At 65.4% G+C, this 16,462-nt stretch carries 15 protein-coding genes; 10 read left to right on the top strand and 5 right to left on the bottom strand.

The window, feature by feature from the left end:
- Window positions 1–28 precede the first annotated feature (28 nt).
- The 3 genes from ACHQ4I_RS32860 to ACHQ4I_RS32850 all read left to right on the top strand — a co-directional run bounded on the left by ACHQ4I_RS32860 (window position 29) and on the right by ACHQ4I_RS32850 (window position 3,885).
- Window positions 29–829 (top strand): N-acetylmuramoyl-L-alanine amidase, encoded by an 801-nt coding sequence (locus tag ACHQ4I_RS32860; RefSeq protein WP_420775768.1) that lies wholly within the window; start codon window positions 29–31, stop codon window positions 827–829.
- A gap of 114 nt (window positions 830–943) precedes the next feature.
- Window positions 944–3,208: an MMPL family transporter gene (locus ACHQ4I_RS32855; RefSeq protein WP_420775767.1), complete on the top strand. Its 2,265-nt coding sequence runs from the start codon at window positions 944–946 to the stop codon at window positions 3,206–3,208.
- Window positions 3,205–3,885, top strand: a complete 681-nt coding sequence (locus ACHQ4I_RS32850) for a TetR/AcrR family transcriptional regulator (protein WP_420775766.1) — start codon at window positions 3,205–3,207, stop codon at window positions 3,883–3,885. The genes ACHQ4I_RS32855 and ACHQ4I_RS32850 overlap by 4 nt, the downstream gene beginning before the upstream one ends.
- 46 nt (window positions 3,886–3,931) lie before the next feature.
- Here the strand turns inward: ACHQ4I_RS32850 and ACHQ4I_RS32845 are convergent, their stop codons facing one another.
- Together ACHQ4I_RS32845 and ACHQ4I_RS32840 are read right to left on the bottom strand one after the other, a co-directional pair.
- Window positions 3,932–4,324, bottom strand: coding sequence for a DUF6463 family protein (locus ACHQ4I_RS32845; protein ID WP_420775765.1), 393 nt, complete (start codon window positions 4,322–4,324; stop codon window positions 3,932–3,934).
- A 75-nt stretch (window positions 4,325–4,399) separates the two neighbouring features.
- Window positions 4,400–4,693, bottom strand: a complete 294-nt coding sequence (locus ACHQ4I_RS32840) for a DUF2867 domain-containing protein (RefSeq protein WP_420775764.1) — start codon at window positions 4,691–4,693, stop codon at window positions 4,400–4,402.
- Window positions 4,694–4,812: 119 nt separating this feature from the next.
- Here ACHQ4I_RS32840 and ACHQ4I_RS32835 point away from each other — a divergent pair, with 119 nt between their 5' ends.
- On the top strand, window positions 4,813–5,385 hold the full coding sequence (locus ACHQ4I_RS32835) for a TetR/AcrR family transcriptional regulator (RefSeq protein ID WP_420775763.1): 573 nt from the start codon (window positions 4,813–4,815) through the stop codon (window positions 5,383–5,385).
- Between the two features lie 210 nt (window positions 5,386–5,595).
- On the opposite strand, the gene ACHQ4I_RS32830 is transcribed toward ACHQ4I_RS32835, so the two are convergent.
- On the bottom strand, window positions 5,596–6,339 hold the full coding sequence (locus tag ACHQ4I_RS32830) for a glucose 1-dehydrogenase (protein WP_420775762.1): 744 nt from the start codon (window positions 6,337–6,339) through the stop codon (window positions 5,596–5,598).
- A 179-nt stretch (window positions 6,340–6,518) separates the two neighbouring features.
- On the opposite strand from ACHQ4I_RS32830, the gene ACHQ4I_RS32825 reads away from it, so the two are divergent.
- On the top strand, window positions 6,519–6,953 hold the full coding sequence (locus ACHQ4I_RS32825) for a MaoC family dehydratase (protein WP_420775761.1): 435 nt from the start codon (window positions 6,519–6,521) through the stop codon (window positions 6,951–6,953).
- 79 nt (window positions 6,954–7,032) lie between these two features.
- On the top strand, window positions 7,033–7,992 hold the full coding sequence (locus ACHQ4I_RS32820; protein ID WP_420775760.1) for an alpha/beta fold hydrolase: 960 nt from the start codon (window positions 7,033–7,035) through the stop codon (window positions 7,990–7,992).
- On the opposite strand, the gene ACHQ4I_RS32815 is transcribed toward ACHQ4I_RS32820, so the two are convergent.
- Window positions 7,989–9,386: a WS/DGAT/MGAT family O-acyltransferase gene (locus ACHQ4I_RS32815; protein ID WP_420775759.1), complete on the bottom strand. Its 1,398-nt coding sequence runs from the start codon at window positions 9,384–9,386 to the stop codon at window positions 7,989–7,991. The genes ACHQ4I_RS32820 and ACHQ4I_RS32815 overlap by 4 nt on opposite strands.
- Window positions 9,387–9,870: 484 nt before the next feature.
- Here ACHQ4I_RS32815 and ACHQ4I_RS32810 point away from each other — a divergent pair, with 484 nt between their 5' ends.
- The 3 genes from ACHQ4I_RS32810 to ACHQ4I_RS32800 all read left to right on the top strand — a co-directional run bounded on the left by ACHQ4I_RS32810 (window position 9,871) and on the right by ACHQ4I_RS32800 (window position 13,713).
- Window positions 9,871–10,773, top strand: a complete 903-nt coding sequence (locus tag ACHQ4I_RS32810) for a metal-dependent hydrolase (RefSeq protein ID WP_420775758.1) — start codon at window positions 9,871–9,873, stop codon at window positions 10,771–10,773.
- An 11-nt stretch (window positions 10,774–10,784) separates the two neighbouring features.
- Window positions 10,785–11,876 carry a PDR/VanB family oxidoreductase gene (locus tag ACHQ4I_RS32805; RefSeq protein ID WP_420776072.1) on the top strand — a complete coding sequence of 364 codons (1,092 nt, stop codon included), beginning with the start codon at window positions 10,785–10,787 and terminating at the stop codon, window positions 11,874–11,876.
- 64 nt (window positions 11,877–11,940) lie between these two features.
- The gene (locus ACHQ4I_RS32800; protein WP_420775757.1) at window positions 11,941–13,713 is read left to right on the top strand and encodes an SDR family oxidoreductase; all 1,773 of its coding nucleotides are present in this window, start codon (window positions 11,941–11,943) and stop codon (window positions 13,711–13,713) included.
- Here the strand turns inward: ACHQ4I_RS32800 and ACHQ4I_RS32795 are convergent.
- On the bottom strand, window positions 13,706–14,227 hold the full coding sequence (locus ACHQ4I_RS32795) for a glycine-rich domain-containing protein (RefSeq protein ID WP_420775756.1): 522 nt from the start codon (window positions 14,225–14,227) through the stop codon (window positions 13,706–13,708). The genes ACHQ4I_RS32800 and ACHQ4I_RS32795 overlap by 8 nt on opposite strands.
- Before the next feature lie 740 nt (window positions 14,228–14,967).
- On the opposite strand from ACHQ4I_RS32795, the gene ACHQ4I_RS32790 reads away from it, so the two are divergent.
- Window positions 14,968–15,999 carry a pentapeptide repeat-containing protein gene (locus ACHQ4I_RS32790; protein WP_420775755.1) on the top strand — a complete coding sequence of 344 codons (1,032 nt, stop codon included), beginning with the start codon at window positions 14,968–14,970 and terminating at the stop codon, window positions 15,997–15,999.
- Window positions 16,000–16,462 lie beyond the last annotated feature (463 nt).

Below are 16,462 nucleotides of genomic sequence, written 5' to 3'. Positions count from 1 at the left end.
CTCGCAACCCTGTGGCAGGGTCGAAGTCATGCGACCGCGAAGCTGGAAGGTGACCGCCGCGATCTGTGCCTGGGGCCTGATGCTCGGCGGATGCGCACAGGACGCGCCCACGCACCCCACGGCAACGGGCACGACGCCGCCGACGGAAGCGGGACCGGAAACGACCCCGGCGCGCTTCATCGCCGATGACCGCGTCGTCGTCATCGACCCCGGACACAATGGCGGCAATGCCGCGCAGCCCGCGCAGATCAATAGACCGGTGCCCGACGGTCGCGGAAAAACCAAGGCGTGCAACACCACTGGCACCTCGGCCATCGACGGATACGCCGAGCACGAATTCACCTGGGACGTCGCCAACCGTGTCCGCGATGCCTTGGCCGCCCGTGGCATCCGCGTCGTCATGACCCGCGACGACGATGCGGGCGTCGGCCCCTGCGTCGACGAACGCGCCGCCATCGGAAACCGCAGTGGCGCAGCGGCTGTCGTCTCGATCCATGCCGACGGCGCCCCCGCGGGCGCGCACGGTTTCCATGTCGCCTACTCCGAACCGCCACTGAATTCCGCACAGGGCGAGCCGTCACAGCTGCTGGCAACGACGTTGCGCGACACCATGATTCGGTCCGGCATCACCCCTTCGACGTATGTGGGCTCCGATGGTATGAATCCGCGCGCCGATCTGGCGGGTCTGAATCTCTCGGAGCGCCCGGTCGCGCTGGTGGAATGCGGAAATATGCGCGACCCGGGCGATGCCGCGCTGATCGAATCCCCGGACGGCCGGGCACGCTACGCGGACGCCATCACCGAGGCCATCATCGCGTTCCTCGGGTAGTGGATCGCCGTGATCGGGATCACTATCTGTTTGCCGGACGCACCTATACCCGCTGAGGTAACGGCGTTACGCTAACGCTGTTACCTCGGGGCCGGTCGAACAGGGGAGTCACTTATGCTCGTACGAATCGCACATCTGGCCACCCGGCATCCGCGCACGATTCTGCTGGCCGCGGCACTGTTGGCCGTGCTCTGCGGCGTATTCGGCGCCTCGGTTACCTCGCATATGAAGACCGGCGGGTTCACCTCGAACGATGCCGAATCGTCACAGGTCTCCAAGCTCATCGCCGATAACTTCGGCGGCGCCGAACCCAACCTCATCCTGCTGGTTCGCGACGATGCGGGCGCGGACAGTCCGGCCGCCAAGGCCGCTGGCGCGAAGCTGGTCGACACCCTGCGATCGCGCGGCGACGTGATCGGCATCCAGTCCTACTGGAACACACCGCAGCCACTGTCGTCCGCACTGCGCAGCAAGGACAGCAAGAGCGCACTGGTTCTCGGCTACATCCCGGGCGAGGAGACCGCCGCTCAGAAGATCGCCGGAGAGATCGCCGACCAGGTAATCGGAACAAACGACGGGGTCACCATCGACCAAGGCGGACTCAGCTCGGTCTACCACGATGTGAACGAACAGATCACCCACGATCTCGCGGTCGCCGAGGGTGTGGCCATCCCGCTGTCGTTCATCGTGCTGATCCTGGTATTCGGCAGCCTCGTCGCGGCCTTCCTGCCGCTGGCCGTCGGCATCTTCGCGATCCTCACCACCTTGGCGATTCTGCGCACCCTCACGGTCTTCACCGATGTCTCGATCTTCGCGCTGAATATGACCACTGCGCTCGGTCTTGCGCTCGCCATCGACTACAGCCTGTTCATCGTCAGCCGCTACCGCGAGGAACTCGCCAATGGTCTCGAGGTCGAGGCGGCCGTGGTGCGCGCGGTACAGACCGCAGGACGTACGGTGCTCTACTCGGCCTTGACCGTCGCGCTCTCGGTGGCGGCGCTGGGCGTATTCAACCTGTACTTCCTGAAGTCCTTCGCCTACGCGGGCGTCGCGGTGGTCGCCGCGGCCGCCGCCGCCTCGATCCTGATCCTGCCCGCGGTCCTGATGCTGCTCGGCCATCGGGTGAACGCCGCTGACCTGCGAAAGCCGCTGGGGCGCTTGCTCGGCCGGACGCCGCGCGCGGATCTCGCACCCGAGCAGACCTTCTGGTACGGCACGGTACAGCGGGTGATGCGCTACGCCGCGCCGGTCGCCATCGTGATCATCGTGCTGTTGCTCGCGGTCGGCTCCCCGTTCCTCGGCGTGAAATTCGGCTATCCGGACGACCGGGTGCTCAATACCAGCGCATCCGCCTCCAGCCGCACGGTCGGCGACGCATTGCGCAGCGACTTCCAAGCCAATGCCGCCACCAATGTCTCCGTGGTGCTCGACGGCTATCGGGGAAACCCCGCCGCCGTCGGTGATTACGCCGCCGCGCTGTCGAAAGTGCAGGGCGTGGCCGGAGTGCTCTCCGGCGTCGGCGTGTACTCGGGCGGCCTGAGGGTATCCGCCGGGCCTCCGCCGATGATCAACGACACCGGCGCATTCCTCACGGTCGCAACAACAGCCGATCCCTTCACCGCCGCGGGCAAGACGCAATTGGCGCAGCTGCGCGATGTGCCGAGCCCGGCTCCCGCGCTGTTCGGCGGTGCCGCGGCGGTCAACGTCGATGCCCTAGACGCACTGGGCGCACGACTGCCACTGGCCGGTGCGCTGATCGTGCTCGCCACCTTCGTCGTGCTGTTCCTGTTCACCGGCAGCGTGCTGCTGCCGCTGAAAGCCCTCGCCCTCAACACGCTTTCGCTGACGGCGGCGTTCGGTGCGATGGTCTGGATCTTCCAGAACGGACACCTGTCCGGCTTGCTCGGCAGCGATGCGACCGGATATCTGGTCCCGACCATGCCGATCCTGATGTTCTGTCTCGCCTTCGGCATGTCCATGGACTACGAGGTATTTCTGCTCTCGCGCATCCGCGAGGAGTGGTTGGCCTCGGGACGCACGGCCGCCGACAGCAACCGCGCCGTCGCGCTGGGCGTCGCGCGCACCGGCAGGATCTTCACCGCCGCCGCACTATTGATGGCCATCGTGATGGCCGCCATGGTCACCTCGAAGGTATCGTTCATCCAGATGATGGGCCTGGGATTGACCTTGACGGTGCTCGCGGACGCCACGCTTATTCGCGGTCTCCTCGCGCCCGCACTCATGCGGATGATGGGCACCGCGAACTGGTGGGCGCCCGCACCACTTGCCCGGCTGCACGCCAAGATCGGGTTGCGCGAGGACGAATCCGTGCCTGGCGCAACCGAATCCGATAATCCCGCATTGGCAGAGCGCGCGTGAGCTTCACCCGTCGGAAGCGTTCGGCGCGCGGCACCGGTGAGGGGCTGCGCGCCGAAATCATCAATGCCACGAGGGAATTGCTGGCCAGTTCCGGTCGCGTCGATGCCGTCTCCATCCGCGAGATCGCCAAAATCGTCGGCGTCACCCCACCAACGATCTACCGCCATTTCGCCGATAAGGATCAGTTGATCGAGGCGGTGGTGGCCCAGGTGTTCGAGGATTTGGACGCGGTGATGATCGCGGCCACCGATCCGAACGAGTCGCCGATGGAGCGGCTGCGCCAGCAGGGACAGGCCTACGTGCGCTTCGCCAGAGAGCATCCCGAGCAGTACCGGCTGGCCACGGCGCCCGGCGAGACCGCTGGCGCGGTCGATCAGGTGCTGACCAGCAGTGCCTTCGCACATTTCGCGGCCACCGTCACCGAATGCATGAATCTCGGCGTGATCACCCCCGGCGATCCGGTCCCGGTGGTGCTGGAACTGTGGTCGAGCGCCCATGGCGTCGCCTCACTGCTGATCGCGAAACCCTATCTGCCATGGGGAGATCTGGACGAGTTCACCGACCGCGTCCTGCGTTCGATCTGCGTCGGACGCGCCGTCATCGACAACGTACTCGGCGAAGAGGTGACCCCTGACGGCGTCGCGCGGTGGCTCGAGGAAAACCGTCGGCAGCCCTGATCACGAGGGCCGCCGACGGATACCCAGAGGTCCCGCTGAGTCCGCCCTACGTTGCGATGGCGTCGCGCGCGGTATCACCACGGCGGGCACCGACTAGCAGCAGGACGGCCGCGAGCAGCAGGAGCAGCAATGGTGAGGGTCCGGCGAGAACTGCGGTGATCAGGGTCCAGCACGCAACACTCCACGCGATGAACGGTGGCGGTGTAATCCTGCGGCGGCCCAACCACAGCACGGTCAGGCCGACCAATATGAGCGGCGGGCCGAAACTGAACGCCGAGTACCAGAACGCGGCAGTAGTGTGGCTCATCGCCACGAGGTCGCTGTCCCACAATGCCCAGCTGAACCAGTCTTCGGCGTAGTGGGGGACCGTCTGCGCCAAGGAGCCCAGCGTGTGTCCGACTCCGCACACGGTGATGAGCCAACCAGCCCACTTGATCATTGGAACTCTCCGTTCTCCGCCGCGAATGTCCCACTCCGGCAGGCCCGTTCGATACTTTGCGCGTTTGCCATGACCTCACCTGCCCGAAAGTGACTCAGTGTCCGGACGGGTGCGGTCGAGCCACGCGCGTTCCCATTGCCGGGTCATGCCCGGGTAGACGATGAAGTACCGGAACGGTTTGATCCCCGCCATGTACAACCGACCGAACAGGCCGTTGGGTTTGACCAGGGCCGCCATCCGCAACTCGTACTCTCCGTCGCCCACCGGCACCCACCCGAGGTGGCAGACGGTGTGGACGGTCTTGTTCGCCAGCGCGATGTCGTGGATCCGCCATGGGCGGCGGGTGTGCTCGGTAACAGGGAGTCTCATTGATGTGTCCTTCCCGGCGGTCGTCGAGCGCCCGGCTGTTATACGGCAACGTATAACATGGAGGTTAGACGCTTTTATACGGTGGCGTATAGATGTGGAGATGTGAAAGGAGTCATGTCATGGGTGTGGCCCGCACGCCGCGCGAGGCGTGGGTCGAGCAGGGCTTACGGACACTGTCCGCGAGCGGCGTAGATGCGGTCCGCATCGAGGTACTGGCAAAGGCGCTCGGCGTGACAAAGGGCGGGTTCTACGGCTACTTCGCCGACCGCGACGCATTGCTGACCGCGATGCTGGACACGTGGGAGCGCGAGAGCATCGACGAAGTGTTCGAGGCCCTGCGACGCGAGGACGACCCCCGCGACAAGATCACCCTGGCCGGCCGCTTGACCCTGTCCAGCGATCGTCTGCTGGGGGTCGACCTCGCGATCCGCAACTGGGCCCGCCACGACGAGGCGGTCGCCGCACGACTGCGCCGGGTCGACAACCAGCGCATGAATCTGGCGCGCGAGATGATCGGCACCTTCTGCTCCGACCCCGACGAAATCGAGGCCCGCAGCCTACTCGCGTTCTGCCTGGCCATCGGAAACCAATTCCTCGCCGCCGACCACAACGGCCGCACCCGCGACGAAGTCCGCACCCGCGCATCAGCGATCGTCCTCAACCGCCCCCCGACCCCGACACCAGCACCCTGACGAGGCCCCCGCCGGGCCGGTGACAAGAAACCCCCAATAGCTCCCCAGGTTGGTCAGCCGATCAGGTGGAACTGGTGGCGGCGTCGCCCGAGAAGCTTCCGCCACTAGTTCCACGTGATCACTTGTCCAGTAGCGCATCTCGGGCGGAGCGCAGCGGCCGCCCGCTCGCTGCGCGCACGCCCCCGCACCCACTTTCGAAACGTGGAGTGATCAGGAGAAGGTTTTGTGCGGGACGCCTACGGTGAGCCCGCCATCGATGACGAATTCGGCGCCGGTCGAATAGGAGGATTCGTCGCTGGCCAGGAAGATCACCAGGGCCGAGACCTCGGCGGGGTCGGCGGCGCGGCCGAGGGGGATCTGCAGGAAGTCCTCCGGGATGCCCTCGGTCATCGGGGTGCGGATCAGGCCGGGGTGGACCGAGTTCACGCGAATTCCGTACTGCGCCAACTCGAGTGCGGTGGATTTGGTGAGGCCGCGGACGGCGAATTTGGTGGCGGTGTAGCCGTGCAGGCCGGGACTGCCGCGCATGCCCTCGACCGAGGAGATATTGATGACCGAACCGCCGCCCGCCTCGATCATCGCGGGCGTCGCGGCCTGCATGCCGAGGAAGGTGCCGGTGAGATTGATGTCGAGGATCTTCTGCCACTCGGACAGTTCGAAATCGACGAGCAGGTTGCCATTGACGATCCCCGCATTGTTCACCAGAACGTTCAGCGAGCCGAACCGCTGCACCGCCTCGGCGACCGCGTCCTGCCACTGCTGCTTCTCGCGGACATCGAGGTGTACGTAGGCGGCGTTGTCACCGATTTCCTTGGCCAGCGCGGCGCCCTCGTCGTCGAGGATGTCGCCGAGCACCACCCGCGCGTCCTCGGCCGCCAGTGCTCGCGCGTGTGCGGCGCCCATACCGCGCGCACCGCCGCTGATCAACGCCACCTTGCCCGTCAACCGCCCCATCGCGGCCTCCTATCGATCCCGCCGAACTCTACTGAAACACGTTACAGAGGATCCCCGATCCGTTCCCGCCTCGGTATCGACCAGTGGAATGCGGCGCTAATGTGCGACCTATGAGCGATAGCGATTCGATGAGGGGCCCTGGTCAGGTGACGGATGGGCGTGAACCGACCATTTTCACCATGGAAGCACTGCGGACCGCAGCGGGCGCCGATCTCGGCGTCAGTCGCTGGATCGAGGTCGCCCAGGACCGCATCGACGCCTTCGCCGACGCGACCGAGGACCGCCAGTGGATCCACATCGACCCCGAGCGCGCCGCGAACGGCCCGTACGGCACCACCATCGCCCACGGCTATCTCACCCTCTCGCTGCTCCCGCCGCTGATGGCGGATCTGATCTCGATCAAGGACGCGTCAGCGCGAATCAACTACGGCCTGAACAAGGTTCGCTTCCCCTCGCCCATTCCGGCCGGTTCCCGCATTCGCGGCCGCGCCCAGATCGTGAGCGTCGACGAGGTCCCCGGCGGCCTGCAGACCGTCATCCAGGCGACCATCGAACGCGAGGGCGGCGATAAGCCCGCCTGCATCGCCGAGTACATCGTCCGGGCCCTGGCCTGAGTTCTGCCAGGTCCTGTGGCATCATCGATGTAGAACGCGTTCTAGTAACGCCGCCCGAAGGGTGCCGAGGAGGCCGACGATGACGAATCCAGGCGTGGTGGCCATGCGGCGGTTCTCCCGGCGGTCGGGCGTGCCCGATATCGCGGAGGTGCCCGGCGGACGGCTCGTCGACCTGCCGGGCCGGGGCCGCACATACGTCGTCGACATCCCAGGGCCGGAGGGCGCGCCGACGCTGATCCTGCTGCATGCCACGGCCTGCACCGGCTACCTCACCTGGTTCCCCGCCCTCGACGCGCTGGCCCAGCGCTATCGGGTGATCGTCTTCGACCAGCGCTGGCACGGCCGCGGCATCCGTTCGGCGCGGTTCTCGGTGCGGGATTGCGCCGACGACGTCATCGCCGTCGCCGATGCGCTGGGCGTCGAGCAAGCCATGCTGGCCGGCTATTCCCTCGGCGGGGTCGTCGCATTGCTCGCCGCGCACCGGCATCCGGATCGGGTGAGCGGTCTGGTGCTGTGCGCGACACCGTATCGATTCCAGGAAAAGCTGCGCGAGCGTGCTTTTCATCAAATGTTCGGCGTATTTGCCGGAGCCATCGGCCCCTATTCGTACCGACGTGCGGAGGAACATGTCGGGCAGCTGCCCGAATTACCCGAACACAACTGGGCGCCGGGACAGCTGAATCGCTGGGCGCTCAACGAATTCCGCAGCAGCAGCGGCTGGGCCATGGCACAGGTCATCGCCGAGGTCGGCCGATTCGATTCGACCGCTTGGCTTTCCACGCTGTCGATGCCGACCGCCGTCGTGATCACGACGCGGGACCGGGCGATTCCGGTCTATCGGCAATTGGAGATGGCGACCATGATTCCCGGGGCGAGCATTCATCTGGTCAAGGCCGGTCACGCGTCCTGCGTGCTCGAGGCCGACCGCTTCGTGCCGGTACTGCTGCAGGCTTGCGCTGATGTCGCCGCGAGGCTGGCAAAGGCTTCGAATGCGGCCCTGTTCGGCGGCGATGGCGAACAGGGCAGCGGTGTGGGTTAGCCCAGATCGCGTGCCGCGCTCAGCAATTCATTGACGACGCCGGGGACCGCGTCGGCGATTGCCTGCAGATCGGGCACCAATTCCTTACAGGCGATGAAGCCGAAGTCCAGATCACCGTTATTGGACAGGACGGTGACCGTCAGTCCCGCGCCGTGGAAAACCGGCCCGAACGGATACATGGCCTCGACCTGGTAGCCGAGGAAGTACAGCGGCATCGGCGGGCCGGGCACATTCGAAACCACCAGGTTGTGCACCACCGGATGGCGCTCGGCCAGTTTCAGCGATGAGTAGACCCGCGCGGCCAGCTGAAAGGTGTTCGGCGGGGCGTACTTCGACCAGTCCATCAGGAAATCCGCGCCGACGAAGGCATGTTCCTTCTTGGCGTCGCGGTTGGCCTCGGCCACCTGCCGCAGCCGCTGCACCGGATCGGCGATATCGGTGCCGAGGTGGGAGAACAGCGAGGAGACCTTGTTGATACCCGCGGTATGGCGGGAGGTGTCGTGCACCGAAACCGGCACCGAGGCGATCAGGGATTTGTCGGGCAGTTCGTCGTGCTTCTCCAGGTAGGCGCGCAGCACACCCGCGACGATGGTCAACACCACGTCGTTGACCTTCACGTCGAAGGCGGTCTTGATCTCCTTGATCGCGCCGAGATCGGTTTCGGTGAAGGCGACCGCGCGATCCGGGCTGATCGCGCCATTGAAGGGGGTGCGCGGTGCGGTCAGCGGTAATGCCATGCCCCCCTGGTTATTTCGACGTCGCTGCGCGAAACCGGCAAGCATGCCAACGGTTTTCGGCACCATTCCGACCAGGCCGAGCTTATTCGGCAGATTGACCACCGCCTCGGCCGCCAACTTCAAGTCGCTGGGCTGGGGTTCGGGCTGCCATTCCGCGGCCGGTTCGGGCTTGCTCAGCCCGGGTTCCAGATCGCACAGATGCATCATCATGTTGGTACCGGTGATGCCGTCGACGGCGGCGTGGTGGTACTTGCAGATGACCGCGACCTTGCCGTCCTCGAGACCCTCCACCACGTTCATCTCCCACAGCGGGCGGCTGCGATCCATCGGCACACTCGCGATCTCGCCGACCAGGTCCGCCAGTTCCTGGCGTCCGAACGGGCGTGGCGTTTCGATGCGGCGAATGTGGTTGTCAAGATCGAAATCCGGGTCTTCCACCCAGACCGGATGATCGAGATTGAACGGCACCTCGTGGATTCGCCGCCGCATCTGTGGGATCAGCGGCAGTCGTCGGCCGAGTTCTGCTTTGAATGTTTCGAAGGTGTAGTGCGCGCCCCCTGCGGCGGGATCCAGGATCAGCAGTGCACAGACGTGCAGGTGCTGGGTCCCGGTCTCGAGGTACAGGAAGCTGGCATCCAATCCGGTTAGTCGCTCCATAGCCAGAGACTACTAGAACGTGTTCTAGTTTACCTGGCTAATGGAGGGATATCGGTCACAGTAGAGCCTTCTATTGTCGGGCGGACTGGCGGCGTTGAGTCCATTTGAGGTGTCGCTGCCGTGTCAGTGCGAATGCGGGGGATGTGCACGCCGACACAATCGGGGACTGCGCGTCGTGCGATTGCGGTCGGCGACGCTGCGGCGGCCCGCCGGGGCTGCGGTTCGCGCGCGCGTAGTGCGGTCGGGATGTGCAAATCGCATCCGGCCGGGCGAGATCCCGGCGTCGGACACACAGCTTGAACGGTGTTCAAGTTGGTTGCTATGGTGCGGCTATGGCGATCGAATCCGCTGCCGCGCACATGTGTGTTACCAGAGGTTTCATATATGTGTATGATCATTGCTACGGCCATGCAGGAAGACATGCAACGTCGCGGTCGTGGCTCGTTACGGGCTGTGGCGCGGCCGGTGAGATCGAGGAGTATCGATGAAGCTACTTCGTAGGACACAGCAGCGAGCGGACGTCGATCCCGGTGAGGTCGCTCTCAATGCGCGCAATGTGCAATTCGACTGGGCGGATACCCCTTTGCACTGGATGCCCACGGAACCCATTGCCTCGCATCTGGTCAACGCGCTGAACCTGCTGCTGCCCGAGGGCGAGCGCATGTTCTGCGCCGCGTATTCCGAGGCGCTGCCGTACGTGAAGGACGAGAAGCTGCGTGAGGCCATGCTCGGCTTCATCGGCCAGGAGTCCATGCACGCCGAGACGCACGACAAGGTGCTGCACGAGGTGCTCGCCGCCAACGGCATCGATCCGGAACCCTACGTGCGGCAGGCGGAATACCTGTTCCGCAAGACGCTCGGGCCCAAGGATGTCGACGGGGTGGCGCAACGGCAGGTGATGGTGGAGCGGCTGGCGTTCATCGCCTGCCTGGAACACTTCTTCGCCTACCTCGGGGACTGGGTGCTCAATGCGGATCTGGAGAAGTTCGGCGCGGACCCGCGAGTGGCCGACCTGTTCCGCTGGCATGGGGCCGAGGAGGTCGAGCACCGGCACGTGGCCCACGATGTGGCCGTGTACTTCGGCGTGGGCTATGTGCGCCGCGCGGCCATCATGACGATCGTCTTCCCGATTTTCATCACGCTGTTGGTGCGTGGCACCAAGTTCATGGTGCGCCAGGATCCTTCGCTGCCCGACCTCGGCTATCCGCGTTTGATCACGCGGGTATTCGGTTCGATGTGGCGCGGTGCGCTGCCCGGTGTGCCGTCGCTGCTGTGGAGCGCGCTGACGACGTTCAAGCCCGGCTACGACCCGGAAACGGTCGGTTCGACGGCACAGGCCGTGGCGTACCTGGCCAAATCCCCTGCGGCGCAGGCGGTCGCGTCTTGACCTGGCGGCCGATGCCGGAGCAGGTGCCCGCCGACCTGTTCGGTAGGCGTGATCAGGATCGGGCGGTCCGGGTGCTCGACGCGGTCGCCTCGGCGCGGATGCGCTGGACCACCATCGTCAACCGCCGTGAGCTGTCGCCGCGCGCCGACGATCACCGGCTGTCGCTGGTGCTGACCGGACGACGCGTCGAGGCGCACGATCAGGATGTGGTCAGCCTGCGGCTGGAATCGCCTGACGCGCAAGAACTTCCGCCGTGGCGTCCGGGCGCGCATCTCGATCTGGAGCTGCCATCGGGTCGGTTGCGGCAGTACTCGCTGTGCGGTGATCCGGCCGACACCCGGGCCTATCGTGTCGCGGTGCGCCGGATTCCGGACGGCGGCGGTGGGTCGGTCGAGGTGCACGACGAGCTCGCGGTCGGTTCGCGCATCGTAGTGCGTGGGCCGCGCAATGCCTTTCCGTTCGCCGTGCCCGGTCACGGATCACCGGCCGCCCGTTTGCATTTCATCGCGGGCGGAATCGGTATCACGCCGATTCTGCCGATGGCGCGGCTGGCGATGCGACTCGGCATCGAGTGGTCGATGGTGTACACCGGGCGCAGCCGCGACACGCTTCCGTTCCTCGACGAGATCGCCGGGTTCGGCGACCGGGTCACCGTGCGCACCGACGACGAATACGGATTGCCCGACGCCGCGGCATTGCTCGCCGGTGTCACCACCGATACCGCGGTGTACTGCTGCGGACCGGTGCCGATGACCACCGCCGTGGCCGCCGCGGTGCGCGAAATGCCCGGTGTGGAGCTGCATTCCGAGCGCTTCTCGCCGCCACCGATCGTGAACGGTGTCGCGTTCGAGATCGAATTCGCCTCCACCGGTGCGGTTGTCGAGGTGCCCGCGGATAAGTCCGCGCTCGACACGATTCTGCAGAGTCGCCCGGATCGGCCGTACTCGTGCCGTCAGGGCTTCTGCCGCACCTGCAAGGTGCGGGTGCTGTCCGGCGAACCCGAGCATCGCGAGACCGTGCTCACCGCCGCCGATCACGCGGCGGGGGAGATGCTGGTCTGCGTATCGCGGTCCCGGGGTGGTCGATTGGTGCTGGATCTATGAGCGGCCGGAGCAAGCGAACCACGGGCACCGCGCCTGTGGGTAGGAATCCCGAGGAGATACGTCAATGACGACGACCGACCTGGACGTGGCCGTGACGCGGCGGACGGTGCGCAGCGGCGAATTCGATATCGCCGTCTTCGAATACGGCGATCCGAGTGCGGAAACCATTGTGCTGGTGCACGGCTGGCCCGACACCCATCACCTCTGGGACGCGGTGGTGCCGCTGCTGTCCGGACGCTTCCACGTCGTCACCTACGACACTCGCGGTCACGGGGAGTCCACTCGCACCCGGCGCGCAAAGGACTTCCGCTTGGACGCGCTGGCCACCGACTTCTTCGCCGTCGCCGACGCGGTCAGCCCGGACCGGCCGGTGCACGTCCTGGCGCACGACTGGGGTTCGGTACAGGTGTGGGAGGCGGTATGCGAACCGCAGGCTGCGGCGCGGGTGGCCTCGTTCACCTCGGTCTCCGGGCCGAACCTCGACCATCTCGCGAAGTGGTTGCGCGCCAGGCTGTCCCGGCCGACACCGCGCAATCTGTGGCAGCCGCTGACCCAGGCGCTGTCGTCGGGATACACGGTCTTCTCCATGACGCCCGGGCTCAACCAGGTCTTCCGGGTGGTGGCGCACGAAAAGCGCTGGCAGCGCATCGTATCGATCATGAACGACACCGCGCCGTCGAATATCGTTCTCGGCCCGACCTTCCGCCGCGACGCGGTCGAGGGCCTGCTCATCTACCGGGCCAATATCCTGCCGCGGTTGCTCGCCCCGCGTGAGCGCCGCACCGACGTACCGGTGCAGCTGATCGTCGCCGGACGCGATGTCGCGGTGCGGCCCGCTGGTTACGACGATGAGCGCAAATGGGTTTCGCGGCTGTGGCGTCGTGATGTGCCCGCCGGGCATTGGATGCCGTTCTCCCATCCGGAACTGCTCGCCACCGCGACGACCGAACTCATCGACGCGGTCAACGGCGATGTGGCGCCGCGTGGTCTGCGCCGCGCCGAAATCGGCCGCAGCCGAATGCCGTTCGAGGATCAGCTGGTGGTGATCACCGGCGGCGGTAGCGGCATCGGCCGTGAGACGGCATTGGCGTTCGCGCGGCTCGGCGCGGAAATCGTGCTGTCGGATATCGATCTGGACGCGGCCAAGGAGACGGTGAAGCTGATCAACGCCGAAAGCGGTGTGGCGCATGCCTATCGGCTCGATGTCTCCATCGAGGACGAGGTGAACGCGCATGCTGCAGAGGTGCTCGCCGCGCACGGTGTGCCCGACATTCTGATCAACAATGCCGGAATCGGGCAGGCCGGTGGGTTCTTCGATACGCCGTCGGCGGAGTTCGACCGGGTCATGCGGATCAATCTCGGCGGTGTGATGAACGGCTGTCGTGCCTTCGGTTCCGCGATGGCCGAGCGCGGACTCGGCGGGCATATCGTCAACCTGTCCAGCATGGCCGCCTACAGTCCGCAGCAAGGGTTCAGTGCCTACTCGACCAGTAAGTCGGCGGTGTTCATGTTCTCCGACTGCCTGCGTGCGGAATTGGCCGGTCGCGGCGTCTCGGTGCACACCATCTGCCCGGGTATCGTGCACACCAATATCGTTGCCACTACCAGGTTTTCCGGTGTCAGCGCGGCGGAGGAGAAGCGCAAGCAGGAGCAGTACGACAAGCTGTACCGGGCGCGGCGCTATGGGCCGGAGAAGGTGGCGGCGCAAATCGTCCGGGCGGTCGAACGCGATCGCAGCATCGTGCCGGTCACCCCGGAGGCGCGGCTGCAGTACCAGTTCAACAAGTTCGCTCCGGCGGTCGTGCGGTTCTTCGCCGCGCGGGTGAAGCTCACCTGAGTCGAATCACCGAAGGCGTCCTGGCGAGTTCGGCTTCGATGGCCGCCACTCGCTGGGCGCCGATGCCCCACGGATGCTCGACGCCGACCTGACTGTCGAGATCCCAGAGCACACACATCTCTTCGGGTGCGGCGACAATCGACCAGGCCACCACGGTGCGGCCGAGCTGTTCGGCCATGGAGCCGTGCGAAATCCCCTGTGTCGGCACGCCTTCCGGAAAGTGATGCAGGAACCGGCCGTATGCGGCGGCGCAGAACGCGGCATACATCTGCGTGCATAGAATGAAGCCGTGCCAGGCCTCGTCGACCGCATGTGACGGCATTCCGATCACCTGACCGTCACGCATCGCGGCGCCGCAGCAGCGCAACCATTGCCGCAGGCCGGTCTCCACCAACTCGCGCGGTTGCCACGGGCTGGTCTTGAAGACCGCGTCGGGGAACTCGAGTGCGGCTACCGCCTTGTCGACAGCACGGAGGTCGATCCGGCGGGAACGGTTTCTAGGACGCAAAAGCACCACGATTCACTGTACGGCGATCTGGGAATTCCTTGCGGGAGGCAGGACCCGGCGGGCGCAACGGCCGAAGCGGGGGTGCTTTTCAGCGGGCGCCGAGTCGGTCACGGGCGATACCATTCGGGAATGCTGGTCTTCTTCGTTGTGCTGCTGGCGGTTCTCGTGATCGGGGGTGGGGTCGCGGCGTTGATCGCGGTCCTGATCACGCGCGCGACGAGACGACCATTGCCGCCGGGGCGGCGCGGTTACGGGGGGCCGGGCGACAGTGACAGCTCCCCGTGGACTTACGGGGCCGCAGGGTTCGAGTCGGGGAGTTTCGGTGGTTATGACCCCGGCAGCGGTAGCGGGGGTCATGGACATGGCCACGGGCATGGGCATGGGCACGACAGCGGCAGCAGTTGCGGCGGTGGTAGCAGTTGTAGCGGCGGTAGCAGCAGTTGCGGAGGTGGCGGCAGCAGCTGTGGCGGCGGGAGCAGCTGCGGCGGAGGCGGTTCGTGAGCTCATCCGTATACGCACCACGAAGAGATATGTCAGTCTGACGCGATAATCTCACTGCCACAATTGTTTCGAGGGGCAGGAAGTCGGGGGGCATGTCTACACCAGCACGCCGTCAAGTGGCTGGACGCGGGCGGACGCTACGTCCGCCATCACCAGAGCCCCCTTCGCCACAGCCTCGCCTCGAGCGGCTGAGCCGTGTTATCCGTAGGATCTTCGCCTGGTCCGGCTGGACAACGGTCACCGCGGTGACCACGACGGTCGCCGCCATTGCAGCGCTGTGGTTCTCGAGTGAATCCTTGCGAGCCACGCGGGATCAGTACGGGTTATCCCAACAGGTCGCGGTTACCGATCGGTTCCAGAAAGCCGTCGAGCAACTTGCCTCGGACAAGGTGGATACCCGCATAGCGGGCGTCTACTTGCTCGAACGCCTTGCGAAGGACTCGCCGCCCGACCACACCGTCATCTTCGGCGTCCTGACCGCCTTCCTTCGAACGCATGCGAGCAGATCTGATTGTGCTCCGGTCGAGCGGGCCGCAACTCAAAAGGCGCCGCCGGACATCCAGGCCGCATTGACCGTGGTCGGACGTCGGAACATCATGAATGATCCTGACGAGATCGACTTGGCTGGAACATGTTTGGCCCACGCGAGGCTCTTCGGCAATTTCGCTGATTCAACACTCGCCGAGGCGAACCTCACTGATATTCTGACCCGCAGTACGAACCTGGCACGCGCAGACTTCCGTCTAGCGAATTTGTCCAGTGCCGTTCTCCTCGGCGCGAACCTGCATGGCGCGAATCTTCGAGGCGCTAGTCTCTCTAAATCCGACCTGGGATGTGATCTGCTTCCTGACAACACGATCAGCTGCACGAACCTTCGCGATGCGGACCTCGGCTGTGTCTATGAGACTGATCCGTCACCCACATGCGCCGACCTCACTGATGCAGAGCTGACCGGTGCAGATCTCACAATGGTTAACTTTGCTGGCGCGAATCTCACGCGAGCAGTGTTCAATTGCATCATAGAGTCGGACGGTAAGCGCACGTGTGCAGATCTCACCAGCGCATGGCTCGAAAATGCGAACCTCACTGGTGCGCTTCTCCGCGGTGTAAACATGACCGATGCTTATCTCCCTGGCGCCAACCTGACCAGCGCCAAGTTGGAGGAAGCAAATCTCACGAATATCTTCTACGACAACACGACACTTTGGCCCGACGGATTCACACCACCCCCGAGCCGCCCCATCGCCTTCCCCGCCGCCCCGAACGCTCCCCGATAAGCCGACCGCTCACAGCAGGTCCCCTTGGACCAGCATCGCATCCGGCTCCACCATATGAGCGGACCCGTCGCCCCACACCCGGCTCGCAAACGGCGGCTTGCAGCAAATTCTGCACACGTTCCCTCGCTCCCAAACAACGACGACACGAGACGTTCAGGCGACCGGCGTGAATCGGCCGACACTCGTGGGCTGGTCCTGCGGTGTGGCGCTCGCGGTCGCACTGGGCCGACCGGAACCCGCACCGGGCTTGGGCATAGTCGAGGTCGACGGCCCGTAACCGTCGGCCTGGGTCTGCTCAGCGGCTCGATCCGGTTACGCATCCTCCCCGACGACGTCGCCGCCAGGGAGCCGGCTTCAAGCCGCTGAGCTGACAATCCGGGGGGAAGAGAGAGACCAGCCGTGCGGCCTGCTTTTGACACAAAACAATCCGGCTCGATGACAACGGTAGTAGCGTGGATTGACG

The organism is Nocardia nepalensis, assembly GCF_048910785.1.
Classification (GTDB): Bacteria; Actinomycetota; Actinomycetes; order Mycobacteriales; family Mycobacteriaceae; genus Nocardia; species Nocardia nepalensis.
Note: the sequence above shows the minus strand (reverse complement) of the source record. Positions and strands in the feature narration are given on the sequence as shown.

Excerpts from the sequence above, each read along its gene's own strand:
- ACHQ4I_RS32860 (WP_420775768.1), top strand. The coding sequence starts at position 29 with ATGCGACCGCGAAGCTGGAAGGTGACCGCCGCGATCTGTGCCTGGGGC.
- ACHQ4I_RS32855 (WP_420775767.1), top strand. The coding sequence starts at position 944 with ATGCTCGTACGAATCGCACATCTGGCCACCCGGCATCCGCGCACGATT.
- ACHQ4I_RS32845 (WP_420775765.1), bottom strand. The coding sequence starts at position 4,324 with ATGATCAAGTGGGCTGGTTGGCTCATCACCGTGTGCGGAGTCGGACAC.
- ACHQ4I_RS32840 (WP_420775764.1), bottom strand. The coding sequence starts at position 4,693 with ATGAGACTCCCTGTTACCGAGCACACCCGCCGCCCATGGCGGATCCAC.
- ACHQ4I_RS32835 (WP_420775763.1), top strand. The coding sequence starts at position 4,813 with ATGGGTGTGGCCCGCACGCCGCGCGAGGCGTGGGTCGAGCAGGGCTTA.
- ACHQ4I_RS32830 (WP_420775762.1), bottom strand. The coding sequence starts at position 6,339 with ATGGGGCGGTTGACGGGCAAGGTGGCGTTGATCAGCGGCGGTGCGCGC.
- ACHQ4I_RS32825 (WP_420775761.1), top strand. The coding sequence starts at position 6,519 with ATGGAAGCACTGCGGACCGCAGCGGGCGCCGATCTCGGCGTCAGTCGC.
- ACHQ4I_RS32820 (WP_420775760.1), top strand. The coding sequence starts at position 7,033 with ATGACGAATCCAGGCGTGGTGGCCATGCGGCGGTTCTCCCGGCGGTCG.
- ACHQ4I_RS32815 (WP_420775759.1), bottom strand. The coding sequence starts at position 9,386 with ATGGAGCGACTAACCGGATTGGATGCCAGCTTCCTGTACCTCGAGACC.
- ACHQ4I_RS32810 (WP_420775758.1), top strand. The coding sequence starts at position 9,871 with ATGAAGCTACTTCGTAGGACACAGCAGCGAGCGGACGTCGATCCCGGT.
- ACHQ4I_RS32805 (WP_420776072.1), top strand. The coding sequence starts at position 10,785 with ATGCCGGAGCAGGTGCCCGCCGACCTGTTCGGTAGGCGTGATCAGGAT.
- ACHQ4I_RS32800 (WP_420775757.1), top strand. The coding sequence starts at position 11,941 with ATGACGACGACCGACCTGGACGTGGCCGTGACGCGGCGGACGGTGCGC.